This window comes from Oceanipulchritudo coccoides (assembly GCF_010500615.1).
In the GTDB taxonomy this organism is placed as follows: Bacteria; Verrucomicrobiota; Verrucomicrobiia; order Opitutales; family Oceanipulchritudinaceae; genus Oceanipulchritudo; species Oceanipulchritudo coccoides.
Genome location: NZ_JAAGNX010000002.1, coordinates 967,315 through 984,127 on the forward strand (window position 1 = coordinate 967,315; position 16,813 = coordinate 984,127).

Genomic DNA, 16,813 nt, shown 5'->3' on the forward strand with positions numbered 1-16,813 from the left:
TCCGGGATTTCTTCTGCGAAATCTTGCGGAACGTGCGAGCTGTGCAATCTTAGGAGCTAAATCTAAAAATATATTATGAAATTTATCACATTTGTTATTGTTTCTCTCCTCTCGATTCCTCTCTTTGCCGCTGTTGAAACTGGCCAGGTTGCACCGGCCTTCACGTTGGAAGATATTGAGGGTAATACCGTGTCACTGAGTGAGTTCGCTGGCAAAACAGTTGTCCTTGAGTGGGTCAATCCCGGTTGCCCGTTTGTCCGGAAGTTTTACGATAACCAGGATATGCCTGCCTTCCAGAAGGCCGCTGCCGAAATGGGTGTTGTTTGGCTCTCCATCAACTCAACCAATCCCGGGCACAAGGATTACCTGACAAATGCCGCCGCTGCAAGTTGGGCCTCCGAGCACGGCTTCGCTGCCACATGGTTGGTGGATTCTGATGGCAAGGTCGGCCAGGCCTACGGTGCCCGAACCACTCCGCACATGTTTATCATCGATGCTGAGGGCAAAATTGCCTATCAGGGTGCCATTGACAGTGTTCGCGACGCGAAACCCTCCAGTATTGCCGGGGCGACCAATTATGTCATGGATGCGCTCAAGGCGCTTGACGCAGGGGAGCCTGTCTCCGACGCTCAGACGCGTCCTTACGGTTGCTCGGTTAAGTATTAACCAATTCCGTTCGGTTGGAATTGGAATGGTTAAGCTGGAAAATGTAACGAAGCGCTTTCGCGAGCATCTCGCGGTCGACTCATTTGATCTGGAGGTTCCGGAAGGGGCTTTGTTCGGCTTTATTGGACCCAACGGTTCGGGTAAGACGACAACTTTGCGGATGATCCTCCGCATTATTGAGCAGGATTCCGGATCAATTAGCGTGATGGGTGAGCCCCATCATTCATCGGCGAACGACGCCATCGGGTACCTTCCCGAGGAGCGTGGATTGTATCGCAAGATGACGGTTTTGCGCCAGCTGATGTATTTCGGCAATCTCAAGGGATTGACAAACCGGGCGGCCAAGGCGGCCGCGCTGGAGTGGTTGGAGCGTCTTAACCTTCTTGAGTGGAAGGATAAAAAACTGGAAACCCTTTCCAAGGGAATGAGCCAGAAAATCCAGTTTATCGCGACTGTTTTGGGCAAGCCGCGTCTGCTCATACTGGACGAACCCTTTTCCGGCCTGGATCCGGTGAATCTGGAAGTCCTCCGCGATGCGCTTCTCGAGATGCGGAAGTCCGGGACGACAGTTATCTTCTCGACCCATGACATGCACATTGCGGAACAGCTCTGTGATCACATTTGCATGATCTACAAGGGACAGAAGGTTTTGGACGGTTCCTTGGAGTCTATTCAATCCAAGTATGGCCAGGACACTTTACGGCTCCACTTCAGGAGCGGCACCGGGCTTGAGGAAGGTCAGATTCCCGGCGCAAGCGGAGTTCGTTACACCGGGCGCTTCTGGGAAATGCGCTATGCCGGTGATCCGCACGACGCCCTTCAGGCCGCCATGCAGGTTGGCAGGGTAGACCACTTTGAGGTCGTCCATCCATCCTTGCATGATATCTTTGTGCGGATAGCCCAGCCTGCTGATTTGCCGGAAGAAGCTACAATAAAGCAGGAGGTATCCGATGCGTAAGATTCTTGCTGTAGCGAAAACTGAATACAAGCAGGTTGTCCTCACCAAATCCTTTCTGGTCAGTCTCCTGTTCCCGCTCATCATTTATGGAGGGGTCTTTGTCCTCAGCGCACTGGTCGGTGACAAGACCGATCTTCGTGACCGGGTCCTTGTTGTGGCAGACCGTACAGAGGCGATCACGGAGGGTCTCATTACTGCGAATGAGGAACGCAATCTTAGCGATGCCGTTTTGCAGGATGGCAAGCAGGTGGGCCCGCGTTTTGTCATTCAGGTTTATGAAGGTGAGCTCTTGAGCGATACGCGCCAGCTACTCGTGGAGCTGAGCGACCAAGTCCGGGACGGGGATATATTCGCCTTTGCCCTGATCGGGAGTGACTACCTGGCCGTTGAAGGGGGAGACGATGATCTGCTCCAGTATTATTCAGACAGCCCGACTTTCAGTCGCCTCCCCAACTGGCTTTCCCGCACGACCCGGGAAATCGTCGAGGAAAGCCGTTTCCTTGAGGCTGGCTATGATGCGCGTGAGATCAACTTGCTGACCAGCCACAATGGGATTGAGCGCTTCAGCCTCGCGGAAGTCGACGAGGAGGGGAACATTACCGAACCCAAGGAAGAAAATCCTCTTGCTGCGTTCCTCATTCCCTTCGGGCTTGTGATGCTCATCTTTATCTCGATTCAGATGACTACCCCGATTCTCTTGAATTCGGTCATTGAGGAAAAGATGCAGCGCATCGCCGAAGTCCTCCTGTCGAGCTTATCTCCCTTTCAATTGCTTGCTGGCAAACTCATCGCCGGCGTGTCCGTGGGGCTGACTTTCAGCGCTGTTTATGTCCTCAGCCTCTCCTTGTCCCTGCGCTATTTTGAGCGGATGGAATGGGTTCCCCAAGGCACCTATTTCTGGTTCTTCCTGTTCCTGCTGACCGGGATGCTGGCTTTCGGGTCACTCTTTGCCGGTGTCAGCTCAGCGTGTCAGGATTTGAAGGATTCCCAGAATTTTGCCGGACCGATTATCCTGCTCATGGTCATTCCCATGATGCTTTCACTGGTGACGATCGAGAGCCCTGACGGACCCTTTGCCGTTTCCCTCAGCTTGATTCCGCCTTTTTCCATCATGGCCATGATGACCCGGATTGCCGTGCCGCCGGGTCCACCGGAATGGCAGATTTTTCTCTCTCTCGGACTGAATTTGGCCTTTGCCTTCCTTGTCGTCTGGGCCTCCAGCCGGATGTTCCGCATCGGGATCCTGTCCCAGGGCAAGACGCCTACGTGGAAGGAACTGGTCCGCTGGATTTTCCAGCGTAATTGAGGACAAGTCCCTTCGCGGGAATTACTTGCCCAGAGGATTCTGCCACTTGACTTTCGGAAAGCGTCCGAAGTCTGAATCGACGCTGAACACTGTTCCCCCGAGACGGATTGCTGCGGCTGCAATCTGAGCATCGCTAACCAGATTGCCGCCAGTTCCCGCCACTTGTAGCAGATTTTCGGCGACAGGCAGGTCTTCCAAGGTGGCATCCACCCAGTTGACTACTGAGAATTCCAGCCAGTTCTGAATATAGGCAAAGGCTTCCCCAACCATGAGAGGGTGTGTGAAAACCCGGCGATTCGTGGATAACCGAACAAATGAGAAGGCAACCCCTGAGTAGAGGCCGATCGGAGCGCCGCTATGCAGCAATTCCTCCCACCATCGGTAAGCTGCTGCGTGGTCGGGACTGTCCACGTTGACCGTATACAGCAGAAGGTTGACGTCCGGGATTATCATGATTTCCCGCGATTGTACGCTTTTGGGTCTTCCGCTGCCAGATGTGCCTCCAATTCAAGTTCGTCAGCCAGCTCGCTCAAACGCCTGTGATCGATTCCAGGAGCCAGTCCCATTGAACGCGGCTTGAGGAGAGTGGGCTCAGGGCCGGTTACCGGTTTCAGAGAGGCTCGCAAGGCGTCGTTTACAACACGCTTGAAACTGGCCTTCCGTTTATGGCAGGCCTCACGAATGTACTGTTCGACATCCGGATCCAATGTCAGTGTTGTGCGCATTATGGCATCAAAACATCAGAATAAATTGCTGTCAAGCTGTCTGATCACCCTGCAGGGTGTAATAGGAAACTTCACACTGACCGAGGAGTGAATTCCTCTTGTGCAATCAGCCACCAGACGGGACCCGGGCGCTCTTTGCTGCCGGTTTCCACAAATTGCCGGCAGGTCCAGGGCTGTGGCAAGGTCGCGACAAAATGCTCAACTGCCTCGGTCTCTTCCATGGCCCCGGCATGTCCACGATAGGCCATGATCGAGAGGGCTCCTGAGGGCTTCAATAATTTCAGGGATTCCTTGATGGCCCGCAGGGTTGTTAAGGGTCGCGTGGTCACAGAGTGATCCCCACTGGGGAGATATCCCAAATTGAAGCAAATCAGATCAATCCGCGAATGGCTACTGCATGGCAAGTGTCCCGAAAGTTCCGCGTGATCCGCCTTAATGAGCGTAACCCGGCTCAGCAAGCCCGCCTTGTCCAGCCTGCCAGCTGTCGACTTGATGGCGGCGTCCTGAATATCATAGGCAAAGACCCGCCCCGTTTCAGAGACCGCCCGGGCAAGGAATTCCGTATCCAGCCCGTTGCCAGCCGTAGCGTCGATAGCCCATGCGCCCGGACGCAGGTAGGAGAGCCATGCCTGTTGGGCAATTTCAGTGAGAGGAGTCATGGGCGGCATTCGCGGCCGTCCCTTTAATCAATCGGGGTGAACTCCCAGCGCTGGTTTTTTTCGCTCCACTTTTGGGATGTGCCCTCGGGCACATACTCAATCTTCTGGGTTTTCGTGTTGAACGCCCTTGTCGGCTCCTTATCCAGCTCAAATTGTTCATCGGCGCGGGCTTGCTTGTTGGCCTCAGTGACGGCGCCAAGATATTCATCGGCCTGAAGCTCACCGCGCAGGAGGGCTCCCGTGGGAGAACTGCGGCGTGGAGTTTCCTCCTCGGGATTTGGAGAGGCGCAACCAATTAGAAAGAGTGGGAGAATCAGGAGAATTAAAACAGCTTTCATTGACTTAATACCTTAGGCTTTCCCGGGTTGAGGACAACTGCAAAAGGCTTTTGTGTCGGCCGTTGGATAAATTCTTGCCCCCTTGTGCAATTTACTCATCTTCGGGCGTTTCATTTGAACAGCGAAGGATCATGAAACGCACACATACTTGTAATGCCCTGAGGAAGAACGATGTCGGTAAATCCGTCACCCTGATCGGTTGGGTCGACACATTGCGCGACCACGGCGGAATCCAGTTTGTCGACCTGCGCGACCGGACCGGGCTGACCCAGGTTGTCTTTGATCCGCAACATGCCGCCTTGAAGGAAGACTTGCACCACCTCCGTCACGAATCAGTGATTGAGATCAGTGGAACCGTTTCCGCCCGCGGGGAGGCCGAGACCAATTCCAAATTGCCAACCGGTGAAATCGAGGTCAGCGCGGAGTCGCTGATCATTCACAATACCTCCGAGACCCCGCCATTCCCTCTCGATGACGAGAAGACCGACAAGGTCAACGAGGACCTGCGCCTGCATTACCGCTACCTCGACCTGCGCCGGCCAAGTATGTACAACAATTTGTTTGTGCGCAGCAAGGCCTCCAAGGCGACCCGCGATTTTCTTGACGAACAGGAATTCCTTGAGATCGAGACCCCCTGCCTTTTCAAGAGCACCCCCGAAGGCGCGCGCGAGTTTCTTGTCCCCAGCCGTCTCAATCCAGGCAAGTTCTACGCGCTTGCGCAGAGCCCGCAGCAGTACAAGCAAATGCTCATGGTGGCAGGTGTGGAGCGCTATTACCAGCTTGCCCGCTGTTTCCGCGACGAGGACCTGCGGGCCGACCGCCAGCCTGAATTTACCCAGATCGACCTCGAGATGTCCTTTATCGACCGTGAGGACATGTATGAATTGATCGAAGGCCTCCTCAAGCGGATTTGGAAGGATTGCCTGAATGTCGATATCCCGACCCCGTTTCCCCGGATGTCCTTTGAGGACGCCATGAACCAGTACGGTGTCGATAAGCCCGATACGCGCTTTGATCTGAAAATTGAGGATTTCTCAGACTGTTTCAAGAAGAGCGGTTTCAAGGTCTTCCAAGGCACGATTGCCTCGGGCGGGGTTGTGAAGGCCTTCAATGCGAAAGGCCTCTCGGACGCCACCCAGGGTGAAATGCGAGAGCTCGAAAACACGGCTAAGAGCCTTGGGGCAAAGGGGTTGGCCTTCATCCGGATCACCGAGGAGGGGGAATGGAAATCACCGATTTTGAAGTTTTTCAGCGAAGAGGAAAAAGCCGAGCTCCAGGAGCGCCTGAATATTGAAAACGGCGACTTGGTCTTTTTTGGCGCTGCCGAATGGGACCGCACCTGTGCCATTCTTGGCCGCATTCGTCTGGAAGCAGCCCAGCTGCTCAAGAAGCGCGGACGCCTTTCCATCCCGGACGACCAATACAATTTCCTCTGGGTGATCGAGTTCCCGCTCATGCTCTTTGATGAGGAGGAAGGCCGCTACATGGCGACGCACCATCCGTTCACCTCCCCGGTTCCGGAGGATATCGAGCTTCTCGATTCCGATCCGAAGGCGGTTCGCGGACAGCACTACGATTGCGTCCTCAACGGGATGGAAATCGGCGGCGGATCCATTCGTATCCATCAGCCAGCCCTCCAGAAGAAGGTCTTTGAGGATATTTTGAAGATCCCGGTGGATATTGTAGAGGAGCGCTTTGGCTACATGCTCAAGTCCTTCAAGTATGGCGCCCCGCCGCACGGAGGCATTGCCCTTGGCTTGGACCGGATTGTCAGTATCTTGACCAATCGGCCCTATATCCGCGATGTCATTGCTTTCCCGAAGACCCAGCGCGGCCAGGATCTCATGAATGATGCTCCCAGCACCGCCACTCCGGCCCAGTTGCGAGCCCTTCATATTGAGGTCAACGATCTCGAGGACTAGACTGAGACCTGCCTGATTCCAATTTAGCCGGCTCCCTGCCGTCCCATTCAAGGGATTCTTCGCGGGAGGCGGTTTTTTTTATCCTGATTTGGAGCTTCGCCTGAAGTTGGCATGCCCGTTGCTTAATTTCGGGTGTTCTTTTTTCGAACAACCAAAGTATCTCCAAATAAAACGAAACAAGGTAAAGGAAATGATTAACAAACGAAAACTTGCAACTTGGGCTCTTCTGCCTGCGTTGATGGTCCTTATGGCGGGTTCCGCTTTTGGGCAGGAGCTTGCGGTGCCGGAAGTCACCTATGAGACCTACATGGGAACGGCTGCTTCGGCCTTCTTTACAGTCAGCAATTTGTGGCTTCTGATCGCCGCCGGTCTGGTGTTTATTATGCACCTTGGCTTTGCGACGCTCGAGTCCGGGCTCACCCAGTCCAAGAATACGGTGAATATTCTCTTCAAGAATGTCTTCATCATCTGCATGGGTGTGCTGACCTACGCCGTCTGGGGTTTCAATTCAATGTATCCGGGCGATTTCAATGGCTTCTTTGCCATGGGATCCCCGATTCCGAACAGCTTTAGCGGAGCCGATGTTGTCGCCAACATGACCGGCGAGTACGCTGACTACACTTACTGGACTGACTTTATCTTCCAGGCGATGTTTGCCGCAACTGCCGCGACCATCGTTTCTGGTGCGGTTGCTGAGCGTATCAAGCTTGGCAGTTTCATGATCGGGGCAACCCTTCTGGTCACTATCTGTTATCCGATCACGGGTAGCTGGCAGTGGGGCGGAGGCTGGCTCGCAGAGAACGGCTTCTACGATTTTGCCGGTTCATCCCTGGTGCACGCCTTTGGTGGTTTTGCCGCTTTGGCCGCTGTTATAATTCTCGGAGCTCGTAAGGGCAAGTATCTCGCTGGTGGCAAGATTCGTCCAATTCTTGGCCACAGCATGCCTCTGGCAACGATTGGTGTCTTCCTGCTCTTCCTGGGTTGGTTTGGTTTCAATGGGGGTTCCGTCCTCAGTGCAGACCCACAGCTGGTTTCCTTGGTTTTCGTAACGACAGCCATTGCAGCTGCTGCCGGTGGACTTGTTTCCATCCTCGTGAGCTGGGTTGTTATCAAGAAGCCTGATCTTTCAATGGCCTTGAATGGTATCCTCGCCGGTCTGGTAGGGATTACTGCCGGTGCCGACTCAATGGGCCCTTGGGCTGCTGTTGCCGTCGGCGGCATTGCCGGTGCAATCGTGGTCTTCGCCATCCTTTTCTTTGACAAGATCAAGATTGACGACCCGGTTGGTGCTATCTCCGTGCACGGTGTGTGCGGCATGTGGGGCACGATCGCCGTTGGTATCTTCGGTGGTGCAAGCCTTCTCTGGCAGATTATCGGTACCGTTTCGATCTCGATTTTCGCCTTCGTCACCAGCTTCATCGTCTTCACAGTCGTGAAGTTGATCTTCGGTCTGCGCGTCAGCGAGGAAGAAGAAGTGGAAGGGCTCGACATTGGCGAGCACGGACAGGAAGCTTATCCGGATTTCCAGGTTGCCAGCAAAGGCTGATTCAAGTTATGCTTGAGCAATCCATTTAAGTCCATTACTGAAACAATTGAAAACAAAGCGAACTAATGAAACTAGTTAAAGCCATCATCAAGCCTTTCAAACTCGAGGAAGTAAAAGAAGCTCTCTCAGAGATCGGCGTCGAAGGAATGACAGTGACCGAGGTCAAGGGATTTGGCCGCCAAAAAGGTCATACTGAAATCTACCGCGGTAGTGAATACACGGTGGACTTTCTCCCGAAGGTCATGGTCGACGTAGCCGTCGGCGAGGAGCTCGTGGGCAAGACTGTCGAAGCCATCAAGTCTGCCGCCAAGACCGGCAAGATTGGCGACGGCAAGATCTTCGTCATTCCGATTGAAGAAGCCGTGCGCATCCGGACCGACGAGGCCGGCGAAGGCGCCATCTAAGGCTCTCGAGTCTGAATCATCTTATCCAAGTCCCGATCCCGCTTGAGCGGGACCGGGGCTTTTTTTTTGACTCCGCGCGGGTGGAGGCTTGCTAATACCCGCTTTTCAAACGAATTACAGAACCATGGCGACAATTGATAAGGCCTATAATGCGCACAGTGTGGAAGATCGCTGGTACAAGCGCTGGGAAGAAAGTGGAGCATTTCGCGGGGAAGCGCGGGATGATGCCGATCCGTATTGTATAATGATTCCGCCCCCGAATGTGACCGGCATGCTGCACATGGGGCATATCCTGAACAACACCCTGCAGGATATTTTCATCCGTCGTGCCCGTCTGGAAGGAAAGGCTGCGCTCTGGTTTCCGGGGACGGACCACGCCGGGATTGCCACGCAGACACGTGTCGAGAAGAAGCTCCGTGAGGAGGGCCTGCACCGCCGTGACCTTGGCCGGGAAAAGTTTGTCGATGAAGTCTGGAAGTGGCGCGACGAGCATGGGGGAATCATTCTGGGCCAGCTCAGGAAGTTGGGAGCCAGTTGTGACTGGGACCGGACCTCATTCACCCTGGATGAGCACTATTCAAAGGCTGTTTTAACATCCTTTGTGGAGCTTTACAAACGGGGCTACCTGTATCGCGGTCTGCGGATGAGCAATTGGTGCCCTGTCAGCCAGACGGCTTTGAGCAATGAAGAGGTGATCATGAAGCCCCAGCGTGGCCTCTTCTACAAGATGCGCTACGAGATTGCGGAGCTCCCGGGCGAGTATGTACAAATTTCGACCACCCGCCCGGAAACAATCATGGGAGATGTGGCGGTTGCGGTGCATCCGGATGATGAACGCTACGCCCACCTGGTTGGAAAGCATGTGTGGCGACCCTTCCCGCGCGGGAAAATCCCGATCATCGCGGATGAGGCGGTGGAAAAGGACTTTGGAACCGGCGCCTTGAAGGTGACCCCGGCACATGATCCGGTCGATTTTGATATTGGTAAACGCCATGATCTGCCGATCGTGGACGTCTTCAACCCCGATGGCACCCTGAATGAACTGGCCGGTGAGCCCTTCGTCGGCATGGACCGTTTCAAGGCGCGCAAGGTCGCGGCCAAGATGCTCGAGGAGCAGGGCAACCTTGTTGAGACTGAGCCCTACGAGAACAATGTCGGCTATTCCGAGCGGGCGGATGTCCCGGTCGAACCGCGCCTGACGATGCAGTGGTGGCTGCGCTATCCGAAGGTGGCGGAGGCCAAGCAGGCGGTCCTGAAAGGCCACATTAAATTCCATCCGAAACGCTGGGAGAAGACCTACCTGCACTGGCTGGAAACGATGGAGCGGGACAAGATTGACTGGTGTATCAGTCGCCAGCTCTGGTGGGGTCACCGGATTCCCGTGTGGTACAGGAAGGGGCTTTCGCGCGATCAACTGGATTTTGAGAATCCCGATCATGTCCACGTCTCGGTCGAGGGTCCGTCGGATTCGGAGAACTGGGAACAGGAAGAGGATGTTCTGGACACCTGGGCCTCCTCGTGGCTCTGGCCTTTCGCCAATTTTGGCTGGCCGGATGGCAAAGGGGAGAAAGCCCGTGAACTGTCCTATTTTTATCCGACGCAAACCCTCGTGACAGGATTTGACATTATTTTCCTCTGGGTGGCCCGGATGGTCATGGCGGGGCTTGAATTCATGGGTGATTCCAAGGAGTCCCTGACCGATGAGGAAATCGCCGAGCGAATCCCCTTCAGCAACGTTTACATCACCGGCCTGATCCGCGACGAGAAGGGGCGAAAAATGTCCAAGAGTCTTGGGAATTCGCCGGATCCGCTGGATTTGATCAAGCGTTTCGGGGCCGATGGCATGCGTTTCGGGATCGTCAATATCGCTCCGAGTGGACAGGACATCCTTTTCAGTGAGGACCGGATCGAAGTCGGCCGCAATTTCTGTAATAAGCTCTGGAATGCCGCCCGATTCCGTCAGATGAGCGGTGAAATTGCCGATAATTCATCGGAATCAGCGATTCTGAAGCGGATTGAACCGGCACGGTTGTCGGCTTACGACAAGTGGATCCTGAGCCGGTTGGTGGACGTGACCGCGGAAATTGAGCGCTGCTTTGAGCGATACGAGATACACGCCTATCCGCACGGCCTGTATGAATTTTTCTGGAGTGATTATTGCGACTGGTATGTGGAAGCCTCCAAGTCGCGGATGAAGGACGAGGCCACCAAGGGAACAGTCCTTGCCGTGCAGGATCTCGTCATGCGGCAGGTGCTTTTGCTCCTACAGCCGATTATTCCCTTTATCACCGAGGAGCTGTGGCAGGGACTGGGCTACGCTGCTGCTGAATCGGCCCTTTTGCAGGATTCCAAGTTGCTGAAATCCAGCGAGTTAAAGAACTTGATTGAAGCTGCCGCCGGGGCCTTTGAATCGTCCTCCAGCGAGGAAATTGAAGCCGTAAAGGAATTGATAACCCGCATTCGCGCAATGAAGGCCGAGTACAACGTCGCCAGCCGGCGGGATGTTCCCTTCTTCATTCTTCCAGATAAAGCGGCCAGTGAGGTGATTTCCGGGCACTCGGAAACAATTCTCACCCTGGCGCAGATCCAATCCCTTGAAGTGGTCGAAACGCGCCCGGAAGGCATGCCGGCGGGCGTAACCCACTTGGGAACCGCCTTTCTGGACCTGGCCCATTCGATTGATGTCGCGGCTGAGCGGGAGCGGCTTGAGAAGGAATTGGCCAAGCTCGAAAAGGGTATCAAGGCCGGTGAAGCCAAGCTGAATAACCCGAAGTTTGTCGATAATGCCCCGGAGGCCGTTGTCGCGGGGGCTAAGCAACAGCTTCAGGCAACCAAGGGGCGATTTGAGGAAATACAAAACCTCCTCAAGAACTTGCCAATGAGCTGAATTGATGAATCTTATTATTTCTTGGAATAAAGAAGCGGGTTTACGCTTCTCATGAGTCCATAGCTAAAATTCAAATCAAATCATATATATGAAAAAGTTCCTTCTTATTACTGTTCTCGGATTATTCTTTGCCGCTGGTAGCGCTTTCGCTCACTGTGGCGCCTGTGGTGCTGGCGATGCCGCCCATGCTGACAAAGCCGACAAGGCTGCTTGCAAGGCTGAGTGTGCCAAGGAGTGCTGTGGCAAGGAAAAGGCCAAGTGCGAGTCAGAATGCAAAAAGTCCTGCTGTGCCAAGGAAAAGGCTGAAAAAGCAGCTGACGACACTGCCGCTACCAAAGCCGGTGCTTGCTGTGCAGCCAAGAAGGCTGCCAAGCCTGCTTGAGGCCTGGTTTAGCGCTTACATTATTTACCGACCGGTTTCGCCTTGTGCGAAGCCGGTTTTTTTTATGGGCAAATTCTTCCATTCCCTGCTTTTCAGGGCTGGTGTCGCCTGTATAAACTAGGCTCATGATCGAGGGTGGAGAACTTTGTCCCGCAAGACCGGAGGAGCGGATCAGTTTTTGGGATACTCATGTCCACTGCTATCCTCCCGAAGTCATTGCTGATCCGGTGGCCTGGGCGCGTGCTCATGGCGAGCCGCATTGGGAGAGGCTGGTGACGGATGGTCCGCAGGGCTGGGCCGATCCTGAGGGGCTCCTGCGCGCCATGGATGCCGCCAGCGTGGAAAAGGTGCTCCTTCAGGCATGGTATTGGGAGAATCCCAGCACAGCGGAGTTACAGAATTCGTGGCACGCGGAATGGATGCAACGGTATCCTGACCGTTTTGCCGCCTGCGCCGCCTTGCATCCAGGGCTACACGACTTGGAAGGCGCCCTCCAATCCGCGAAAGAGTGGGGCGCCTGCGCTGTGGGCGAATGCCTGCCTCAGGTTCAGTCGCCGGATGGTTGGAAGCATCCCGGATGGGAGACAATCCTTGAGTGGACAACTGCACAGGGGTGGCCCTTCTGCCTGCATTTGACGGAGCCTGCCGGGCATGACTATCCCGGTCGTGTTGAGACGCCTCTGATGGAAGCAGTCGCCCTCTTTGAAAAGCATCCTGCTCAGAAGTGGCTTTGTGCGCACTGGGGTGGGGGCCTGCCCTTTCATTCCTTGAATCGACGGGTTAAAAAGGCCCTCAAGAATGTCTGGTTCGATACTGCCGCAAGCCCCCTTTTATATGATTCCCGTATTTGGCGTCTCGTATGCGATCTCATCGGACCGGAAAGAATCCTTTTCGGATCAGATTTTCCCCTGCGGGTTTATCCTCGCAAGCAAACCCTTCCCAGCTGGGATTTGCTCCTCGAGGAATTTAGCCAGAGCGGACTCAGCGTTGATGAGCAAAGGCTTATCAGCCGGGATAACATGGCCAGGCTCTTTAAGCTCGGGTAAGTTTGATCAATATCGCCGTCTCCGGCTTTTCCCATTCTTGACCTGCGGAGTTCCCGGACTATGACCTTTGAGCATGCTTGACTGCGCCATAGTTGTTCCGGCCCGTTTGGGATCCCAGCGATTTCCAAGAAAGCTTCTGCAGGAGGTCCACGGGAAGCCCCTTATCCTTTGGACGGCTGACAACCTGCTGAGAATTGCCCCGGATGTTCCGCTCTTTTTCGCTGTTGCCGAGGATGAGCTGGCAAGTGCCCTCGAAAAGGCCGGACATTCCTGTATCATGACGGATCCGGACCTGCCCAGCGGGACCGACCGGATCGCCATTGCCAACCGTGAGGTCAATGCCCGCCAGGTCGTCAATGTCCAGGCGGATGAGCCCATTCTCGCCGCCGAACATATCAGCCAGCTCCTGGCAGTATTACGATCCGGACCGGATGTCGCGACTTTGGCCACACCGTTTGACAGGGCAGCGGATTTTGCCGACCCCAATAAAGTGAAAGCTGTTGTAGCGGAGAATGGCCAGGCCCTTTACTTTTCGCGTGCTCCCATCCCCTATGACCGGGATGTGAAGGGCGGTTTGCCTCCACAGGCTTACTGGCACCTTGGGCTTTACGCCTACAGTGCCGAGGTGCTCGAGAAGTTTCTCGCGTGGAAGGCCAGTCCACTCGAACAGACCGAGAAGCTGGAGCAGCTCCGGATCCTTGAAAATGGCGGTCGGATCGGGGTCGGAATTACGGCCAGCCGGACGATTGGGGTCGATGTACCGGAGGATCTGGTCCAGCTGGAAGAGTTTCTCGCCAAGCAGCAGTAAGCGCTTGGGATTCGCTTACTCAGCGTCCGCAAGCGACATTACCAGAAGGTCTCCCACCACGCATTTGGATTCGATCGGGCTGGGCAGGGGTTGCTTCCGATGGATTTCATAATGGTTGCGACGCCCTTCGCGTTTGCGCGACAAAGCCCCCACTTTTTCCAGGTCGGAAACGATAGTCTGCACGGCACGCTCAGTGATCCCGATCCGCAAGGCGCATTCCCGAAGGCGCATGTCCGGATCCTCCGACAGCAACATCAGTACGTGCGTATGGTGTGTCAAAAATGTCCAGGTCGGGGTCGCCGACGGCTTACTTTCAGCCGATTCCATAGGACGACTGAAGGCGTAGCGGGATTTAAGTCAATCTAATGCACGAATTATTTTTCGTAACTTAGACAGCGCATTTTCACTAATAAGGGCCTCTTCGCAGGCAATATCGATTTCCCCTGAAAGGATGACGGGGATTACCTGAATGCGGAGGACGAGGGCGGCGTAGAGGGCGGCGGGATTTTCCTCAATGGGATGTTCGGGGATTTCAATGCCGGGAATACCGAGGTTGATATGGAGATGTCCTTGCAGGCCCTGACGGAGGATGCGGTGCCAGTCGGGCGGGTTGGCGGGATTGATTTGGAGGAGGGAGAGGAGATGCCTGACGGGATCCGGTTGACCGGTTCTCCGGGCGATAAAACGGAGCAGGTTCCGTGTGGGAATGGAAACAAGGATCTGGTCTTCGGTAAGAGAATTCACGGCAGGAATTAGGGTGTATTTTCAGGCTGTGAACTATATCCGGGAGTAAAAGTCCCAAGGCTGGGTGGAATTAGGGAAATTGGAAATTTGACTTTGCGAAGCCTTTAAATCGGATGTGTGAATATGGCACGCCAGTATTCCTGACGAAGACGCTTGACAGTGTAAGAGCGGTAACCTTTCTTCTTCCTTTTTTCTTCAAACGACAGGAATCTAGTAGCAAATGGCAGTTAAAATCAGAATGCAGCGCGGCGGTGCCACGCATAACCCGCATTACCGTGTGGTCGTGACCGATAGCCGTTCCCCCCGGGACGGTCGATTTGTGGAGAAGGTCGGTACATACGACCCGAAAAACAAGGACGCGAGCAAGCACATCAATCTCAATCTTGAGCGGATTGATTACTGGGTCAGTGTGGGTGCCAAGCCTTCCGACACGGTACGTTCACTCATCAAGAAGGCGCGGAAGGGTGCCGTTGAAGTGGAAGCTCCGGCAGTCAAGGCAGAAGCTGCTCCGGTTGCCAAGGCAGAAGCTCCAGCAGCCGAGGTGGCTGAAACGGTTGCCGCTGAAGCACCGGCCGAAAAAGCTGCTGAATAAATAAATTTATCTGGCCCGCGTTGCCGGTTTGATCCGGACGCGGGCCTTTTTGTGTCCGGATTTTTCCCTTCGAGAGTCATGCAGATCGACATTATCACCCTTTTCCCAGCCATGCTGACCGGTTTTTTATCGGAGAGCATGATGGGGCGTGCCCAGGAAAAGGATCTAGTGAAAATTGAGACCCACGATCTGCGAAAATGGGGAGAAGGGAAGTGGCAGATAACGGACGACCGGCCTTTTGGCGGAGGTGCCGGGATGCTTCTCAAGCCGGAGCCGCTTTGCGAAGCCATTGACTCGGTCCGGAAGAAGGAATCATTGACCATTTACCTGACTCCCGACGGGGAACCATTCAACCATGAGATGGCAGTGGCCTTGTCCAAGGAATCTCACTTGGTTTTGGTCAGTGGGCACTACGAAGGAATCGATCAACGGGTCCGGGAAAGTCGCATTGACCGGGAGGTGAGTATCGGGGATTACGTGCTGACCAACGGGACCCTTCCGGCGGCAGTTCTGGTTGATGCGGTGGTCCGGCAAATTCCGGGTGTTTTGGGTGCGGAAAAGTCCTTGACGCAAGATAGTTTCCAACGCAATGTCCTCGGTTTTCCTCAATACACGCGGCCTGTCGAATTCGATGGAATGCGGGTTCCCGAGGTACTTTTATCAGGCAATCACAAGGAGATCGAGCGCTGGCGTGAAGAGCGGGCACTTGAGAAAACCAGGGAGCGCCGCCCAGATTTATTTTCAACAAAGGATACTTAACATGAACGCGGTCATTAACGAAATCACTGAGGAACAATTACAACCCGGACGGGAGAAATTCAAAGTCGGGGACGGGGTACGGGTACACACCCGGGTCAAGGAAGGTAACAAGGAGCGAATTCAGGTTTTTGCTGGCATCGTCATCGCCCGCAAGGGCAGTGGCATCCACGAGACCTTCACAGTCCGCCGTATCAGCTTTGGCGAAGGTGTTGAGCGTGTTTTTCCAGTGCACAGCCCAAGCATCGACAAGGTGGAAGTCGATCGCGAGTCCATCACGATGCGTGCCCGGATGTACTATCTCCGTGACCGGATTGGCAAGGCGGCCAACAAGGTGAAGGAAAAGCGCATCTTCGAGGCATCGAAGCACAAGTAGGCTCCTTTCAGGTGAAACTTTGACCGGTAGTTGATTAGCATCGACTACCGGTTTTTTATTTCCAATCATGAGGATATGCGGGTGTTGAAATTCCTTGCAAAACTGTTCATCGCGTTCTTGGCGGTCGCTCTGACTTTTGTGATTTTGTTCTTCTTCGTCCCGTCGTGGCAGAAAGCTGCGGTCGAGGAGGTCCTTTCCCACGACCAGGCGCGGCGCTGGCAGATTGGAACAGTGGGGCTTGGACCGGTGCGAGTTGAAGCGAGCGACATATTTGTCCTGGAAGGTCCGGTCGGGATCGAGGTCGCAAGTCTCCAAGTGGATGGACCGTTCTGGCTCAGTCCCGCATCCGGCGTCATCGAGATTGAATCAGGCCATATCAAGGGCTTCAACCTGGACGCCAGCCGGCTTCGTGTTGGCGACCTGACCTCGGAAGACTGGCAGACCTTCTTGAAACGGATTTCCACCGATGCGAGCTTCTGGGAAGAACGCACCGGGCTTGTTTTGCAGAAGCTGGCAGCGACCGGATGGGATGTTTCCATGACGGAAGTCCTCCTCGAAGGCAGCGTGCTCATGCCGGGAAACACCGTGGTTCCAGTTTCCATGAAGATCATTCAGGCCGACAGTCGAGGTCGTGCCCTCCCGCGGATCAAGCTACTATCCTCTGAACCCCGGCAGTCCCTCTAGAAGCAGGATCTGCT

The 16,813-nt window shown here is 54.7% G+C and carries 20 protein-coding genes; 14 read left to right on the top strand and 6 right to left on the bottom strand.

Translation table 11 applies throughout. The features are described 5' to 3' along the window. Positions 1-75: 75 nt before the first annotated feature. From G0Q06_RS09875 to G0Q06_RS09885, 3 genes are read left to right on the top strand one after another with little or no spacing between them, the layout of a single operon-like run. Positions 76-666, top strand: coding sequence for a thioredoxin family protein (locus G0Q06_RS09875; protein ID WP_163965191.1), 591 nt, complete (start codon positions 76-78; stop codon positions 664-666). 25 nt (positions 667-691) lie between these two features. Next, on the top strand, positions 692-1,624 hold the full coding sequence (locus G0Q06_RS09880) for an ABC transporter ATP-binding protein (RefSeq protein WP_163965193.1): 933 nt from the start codon (positions 692-694) through the stop codon (positions 1,622-1,624). After that, positions 1,617-2,930: an ABC transporter permease gene (locus tag G0Q06_RS09885; protein ID WP_163965197.1), complete on the top strand. Its 1,314-nt coding sequence runs from the start codon at positions 1,617-1,619 to the stop codon at positions 2,928-2,930. Before G0Q06_RS09880 ends, G0Q06_RS09885 begins: the two co-directional genes overlap by 8 nt. A gap of 21 nt (positions 2,931-2,951) precedes the next feature. Here G0Q06_RS09885 and G0Q06_RS09890 read toward each other — a convergent pair whose 3' ends face one another. The 4 genes from G0Q06_RS09890 to G0Q06_RS09905 all read right to left on the bottom strand — a co-directional run bounded on the left by G0Q06_RS09890 (position 2,952) and on the right by G0Q06_RS09905 (position 4,652). Continuing rightward, on the bottom strand, positions 2,952-3,383 hold the full coding sequence (locus G0Q06_RS09890; RefSeq protein ID WP_163965200.1) for a TA system VapC family ribonuclease toxin: 432 nt from the start codon (positions 3,381-3,383) through the stop codon (positions 2,952-2,954). Further along, complete coding sequence (locus G0Q06_RS09895; RefSeq protein WP_163965204.1) at positions 3,380-3,655, bottom strand: antitoxin; 276 nt, start codon at positions 3,653-3,655, stop codon at positions 3,380-3,382. Before G0Q06_RS09895 ends, G0Q06_RS09890 begins: the two co-directional genes overlap by 4 nt. A 71-nt stretch (positions 3,656-3,726) precedes the next feature. Further along, positions 3,727-4,314, bottom strand: coding sequence for a tRNA 5-(aminomethyl)-2-thiouridylate-methyltransferase MnmM (gene mnmM / locus G0Q06_RS09900; protein ID WP_163965208.1), 588 nt, complete (start codon positions 4,312-4,314; stop codon positions 3,727-3,729). 23 nt (positions 4,315-4,337) lie between these two features. Then, positions 4,338-4,652, bottom strand: a complete 315-nt coding sequence (locus G0Q06_RS09905; protein ID WP_163965211.1) for a hypothetical protein — start codon at positions 4,650-4,652, stop codon at positions 4,338-4,340. Positions 4,653-4,783: 131 nt separating this feature from the next. On the opposite strand from G0Q06_RS09905, the gene aspS reads away from it, so the two are divergent. From aspS to kdsB, 7 genes are all read left to right on the top strand, one after another. Further along, positions 4,784-6,574, top strand: coding sequence for an aspartate--tRNA ligase (gene aspS / locus G0Q06_RS09910; protein ID WP_238710474.1), 1,791 nt, complete (start codon positions 4,784-4,786; stop codon positions 6,572-6,574). Positions 6,575-6,764: 190 nt separating this feature from the next. Further along, complete coding sequence (locus G0Q06_RS09915; RefSeq protein ID WP_163965215.1) at positions 6,765-8,120, top strand: ammonium transporter; 1,356 nt, start codon at positions 6,765-6,767, stop codon at positions 8,118-8,120. A 65-nt stretch (positions 8,121-8,185) separates the two neighbouring features. Further along, entirely contained in the window at positions 8,186-8,524 is a 339-nt protein-coding gene (locus tag G0Q06_RS09920; RefSeq protein ID WP_163965217.1) for a P-II family nitrogen regulator, read from the top strand. A 124-nt stretch (positions 8,525-8,648) separates the two neighbouring features. Then, positions 8,649-11,411, top strand: coding sequence for a valine--tRNA ligase (locus tag G0Q06_RS09925; RefSeq protein ID WP_163965233.1), 2,763 nt, complete (start codon positions 8,649-8,651; stop codon positions 11,409-11,411). An 88-nt stretch (positions 11,412-11,499) separates the two neighbouring features. Continuing rightward, positions 11,500-11,793, top strand: a complete 294-nt coding sequence (locus G0Q06_RS09930; protein WP_163965236.1) for a hypothetical protein — start codon at positions 11,500-11,502, stop codon at positions 11,791-11,793. A 125-nt stretch (positions 11,794-11,918) separates the two neighbouring features. Next, positions 11,919-12,839 carry an amidohydrolase family protein gene (locus G0Q06_RS09935; protein ID WP_163965239.1) on the top strand — a complete coding sequence of 307 codons (921 nt, stop codon included), beginning with the start codon at positions 11,919-11,921 and terminating at the stop codon, positions 12,837-12,839. Between the two features lie 73 nt (positions 12,840-12,912). Then, on the top strand, positions 12,913-13,647 hold the full coding sequence (kdsB, locus tag G0Q06_RS09940) for a 3-deoxy-manno-octulosonate cytidylyltransferase (protein ID WP_163965242.1): 735 nt from the start codon (positions 12,913-12,915) through the stop codon (positions 13,645-13,647). 15 nt (positions 13,648-13,662) lie between these two features. Here the strand turns inward: kdsB and G0Q06_RS09945 are convergent, their stop codons facing one another. Both G0Q06_RS09945 and G0Q06_RS09950 read right to left on the bottom strand, forming a co-directional pair. After that, entirely contained in the window at positions 13,663-13,974 is a 312-nt protein-coding gene (locus G0Q06_RS09945) for a helix-turn-helix transcriptional regulator (RefSeq protein ID WP_163965245.1), read from the bottom strand. Positions 13,975-14,004: 30 nt separating this feature from the next. Further along, positions 14,005-14,391: a hypothetical protein gene (locus G0Q06_RS09950; RefSeq protein WP_163965247.1), complete on the bottom strand. Its 387-nt coding sequence runs from the start codon at positions 14,389-14,391 to the stop codon at positions 14,005-14,007. Positions 14,392-14,611: 220 nt separating this feature from the next. Between G0Q06_RS09950 and rpsP the strand changes: the two genes are divergently transcribed. The 4 genes from rpsP to G0Q06_RS09970 all read left to right on the top strand — a co-directional run bounded on the left by rpsP (position 14,612) and on the right by G0Q06_RS09970 (position 16,799). Beyond that, positions 14,612-14,983 carry a 30S ribosomal protein S16 gene (rpsP, locus tag G0Q06_RS14635; RefSeq protein WP_163965250.1) on the top strand — a complete coding sequence of 124 codons (372 nt, stop codon included), beginning with the start codon at positions 14,612-14,614 and terminating at the stop codon, positions 14,981-14,983. Between the two features lie 78 nt (positions 14,984-15,061). After that, complete coding sequence (gene trmD / locus G0Q06_RS09960; RefSeq protein ID WP_163965253.1) at positions 15,062-15,742, top strand: tRNA (guanosine(37)-N1)-methyltransferase TrmD; 681 nt, start codon at positions 15,062-15,064, stop codon at positions 15,740-15,742. 1 nt (position 15,743) lies between these two features. After that, entirely contained in the window at positions 15,744-16,115 is a 372-nt protein-coding gene (rplS, locus tag G0Q06_RS09965) for a 50S ribosomal protein L19 (protein WP_163965256.1), read from the top strand. A 75-nt stretch (positions 16,116-16,190) separates the two neighbouring features. Continuing rightward, positions 16,191-16,799: a hypothetical protein gene (locus G0Q06_RS09970; protein ID WP_163965259.1), complete on the top strand. Its 609-nt coding sequence runs from the start codon at positions 16,191-16,193 to the stop codon at positions 16,797-16,799. Positions 16,800-16,813 lie beyond the last annotated feature (14 nt).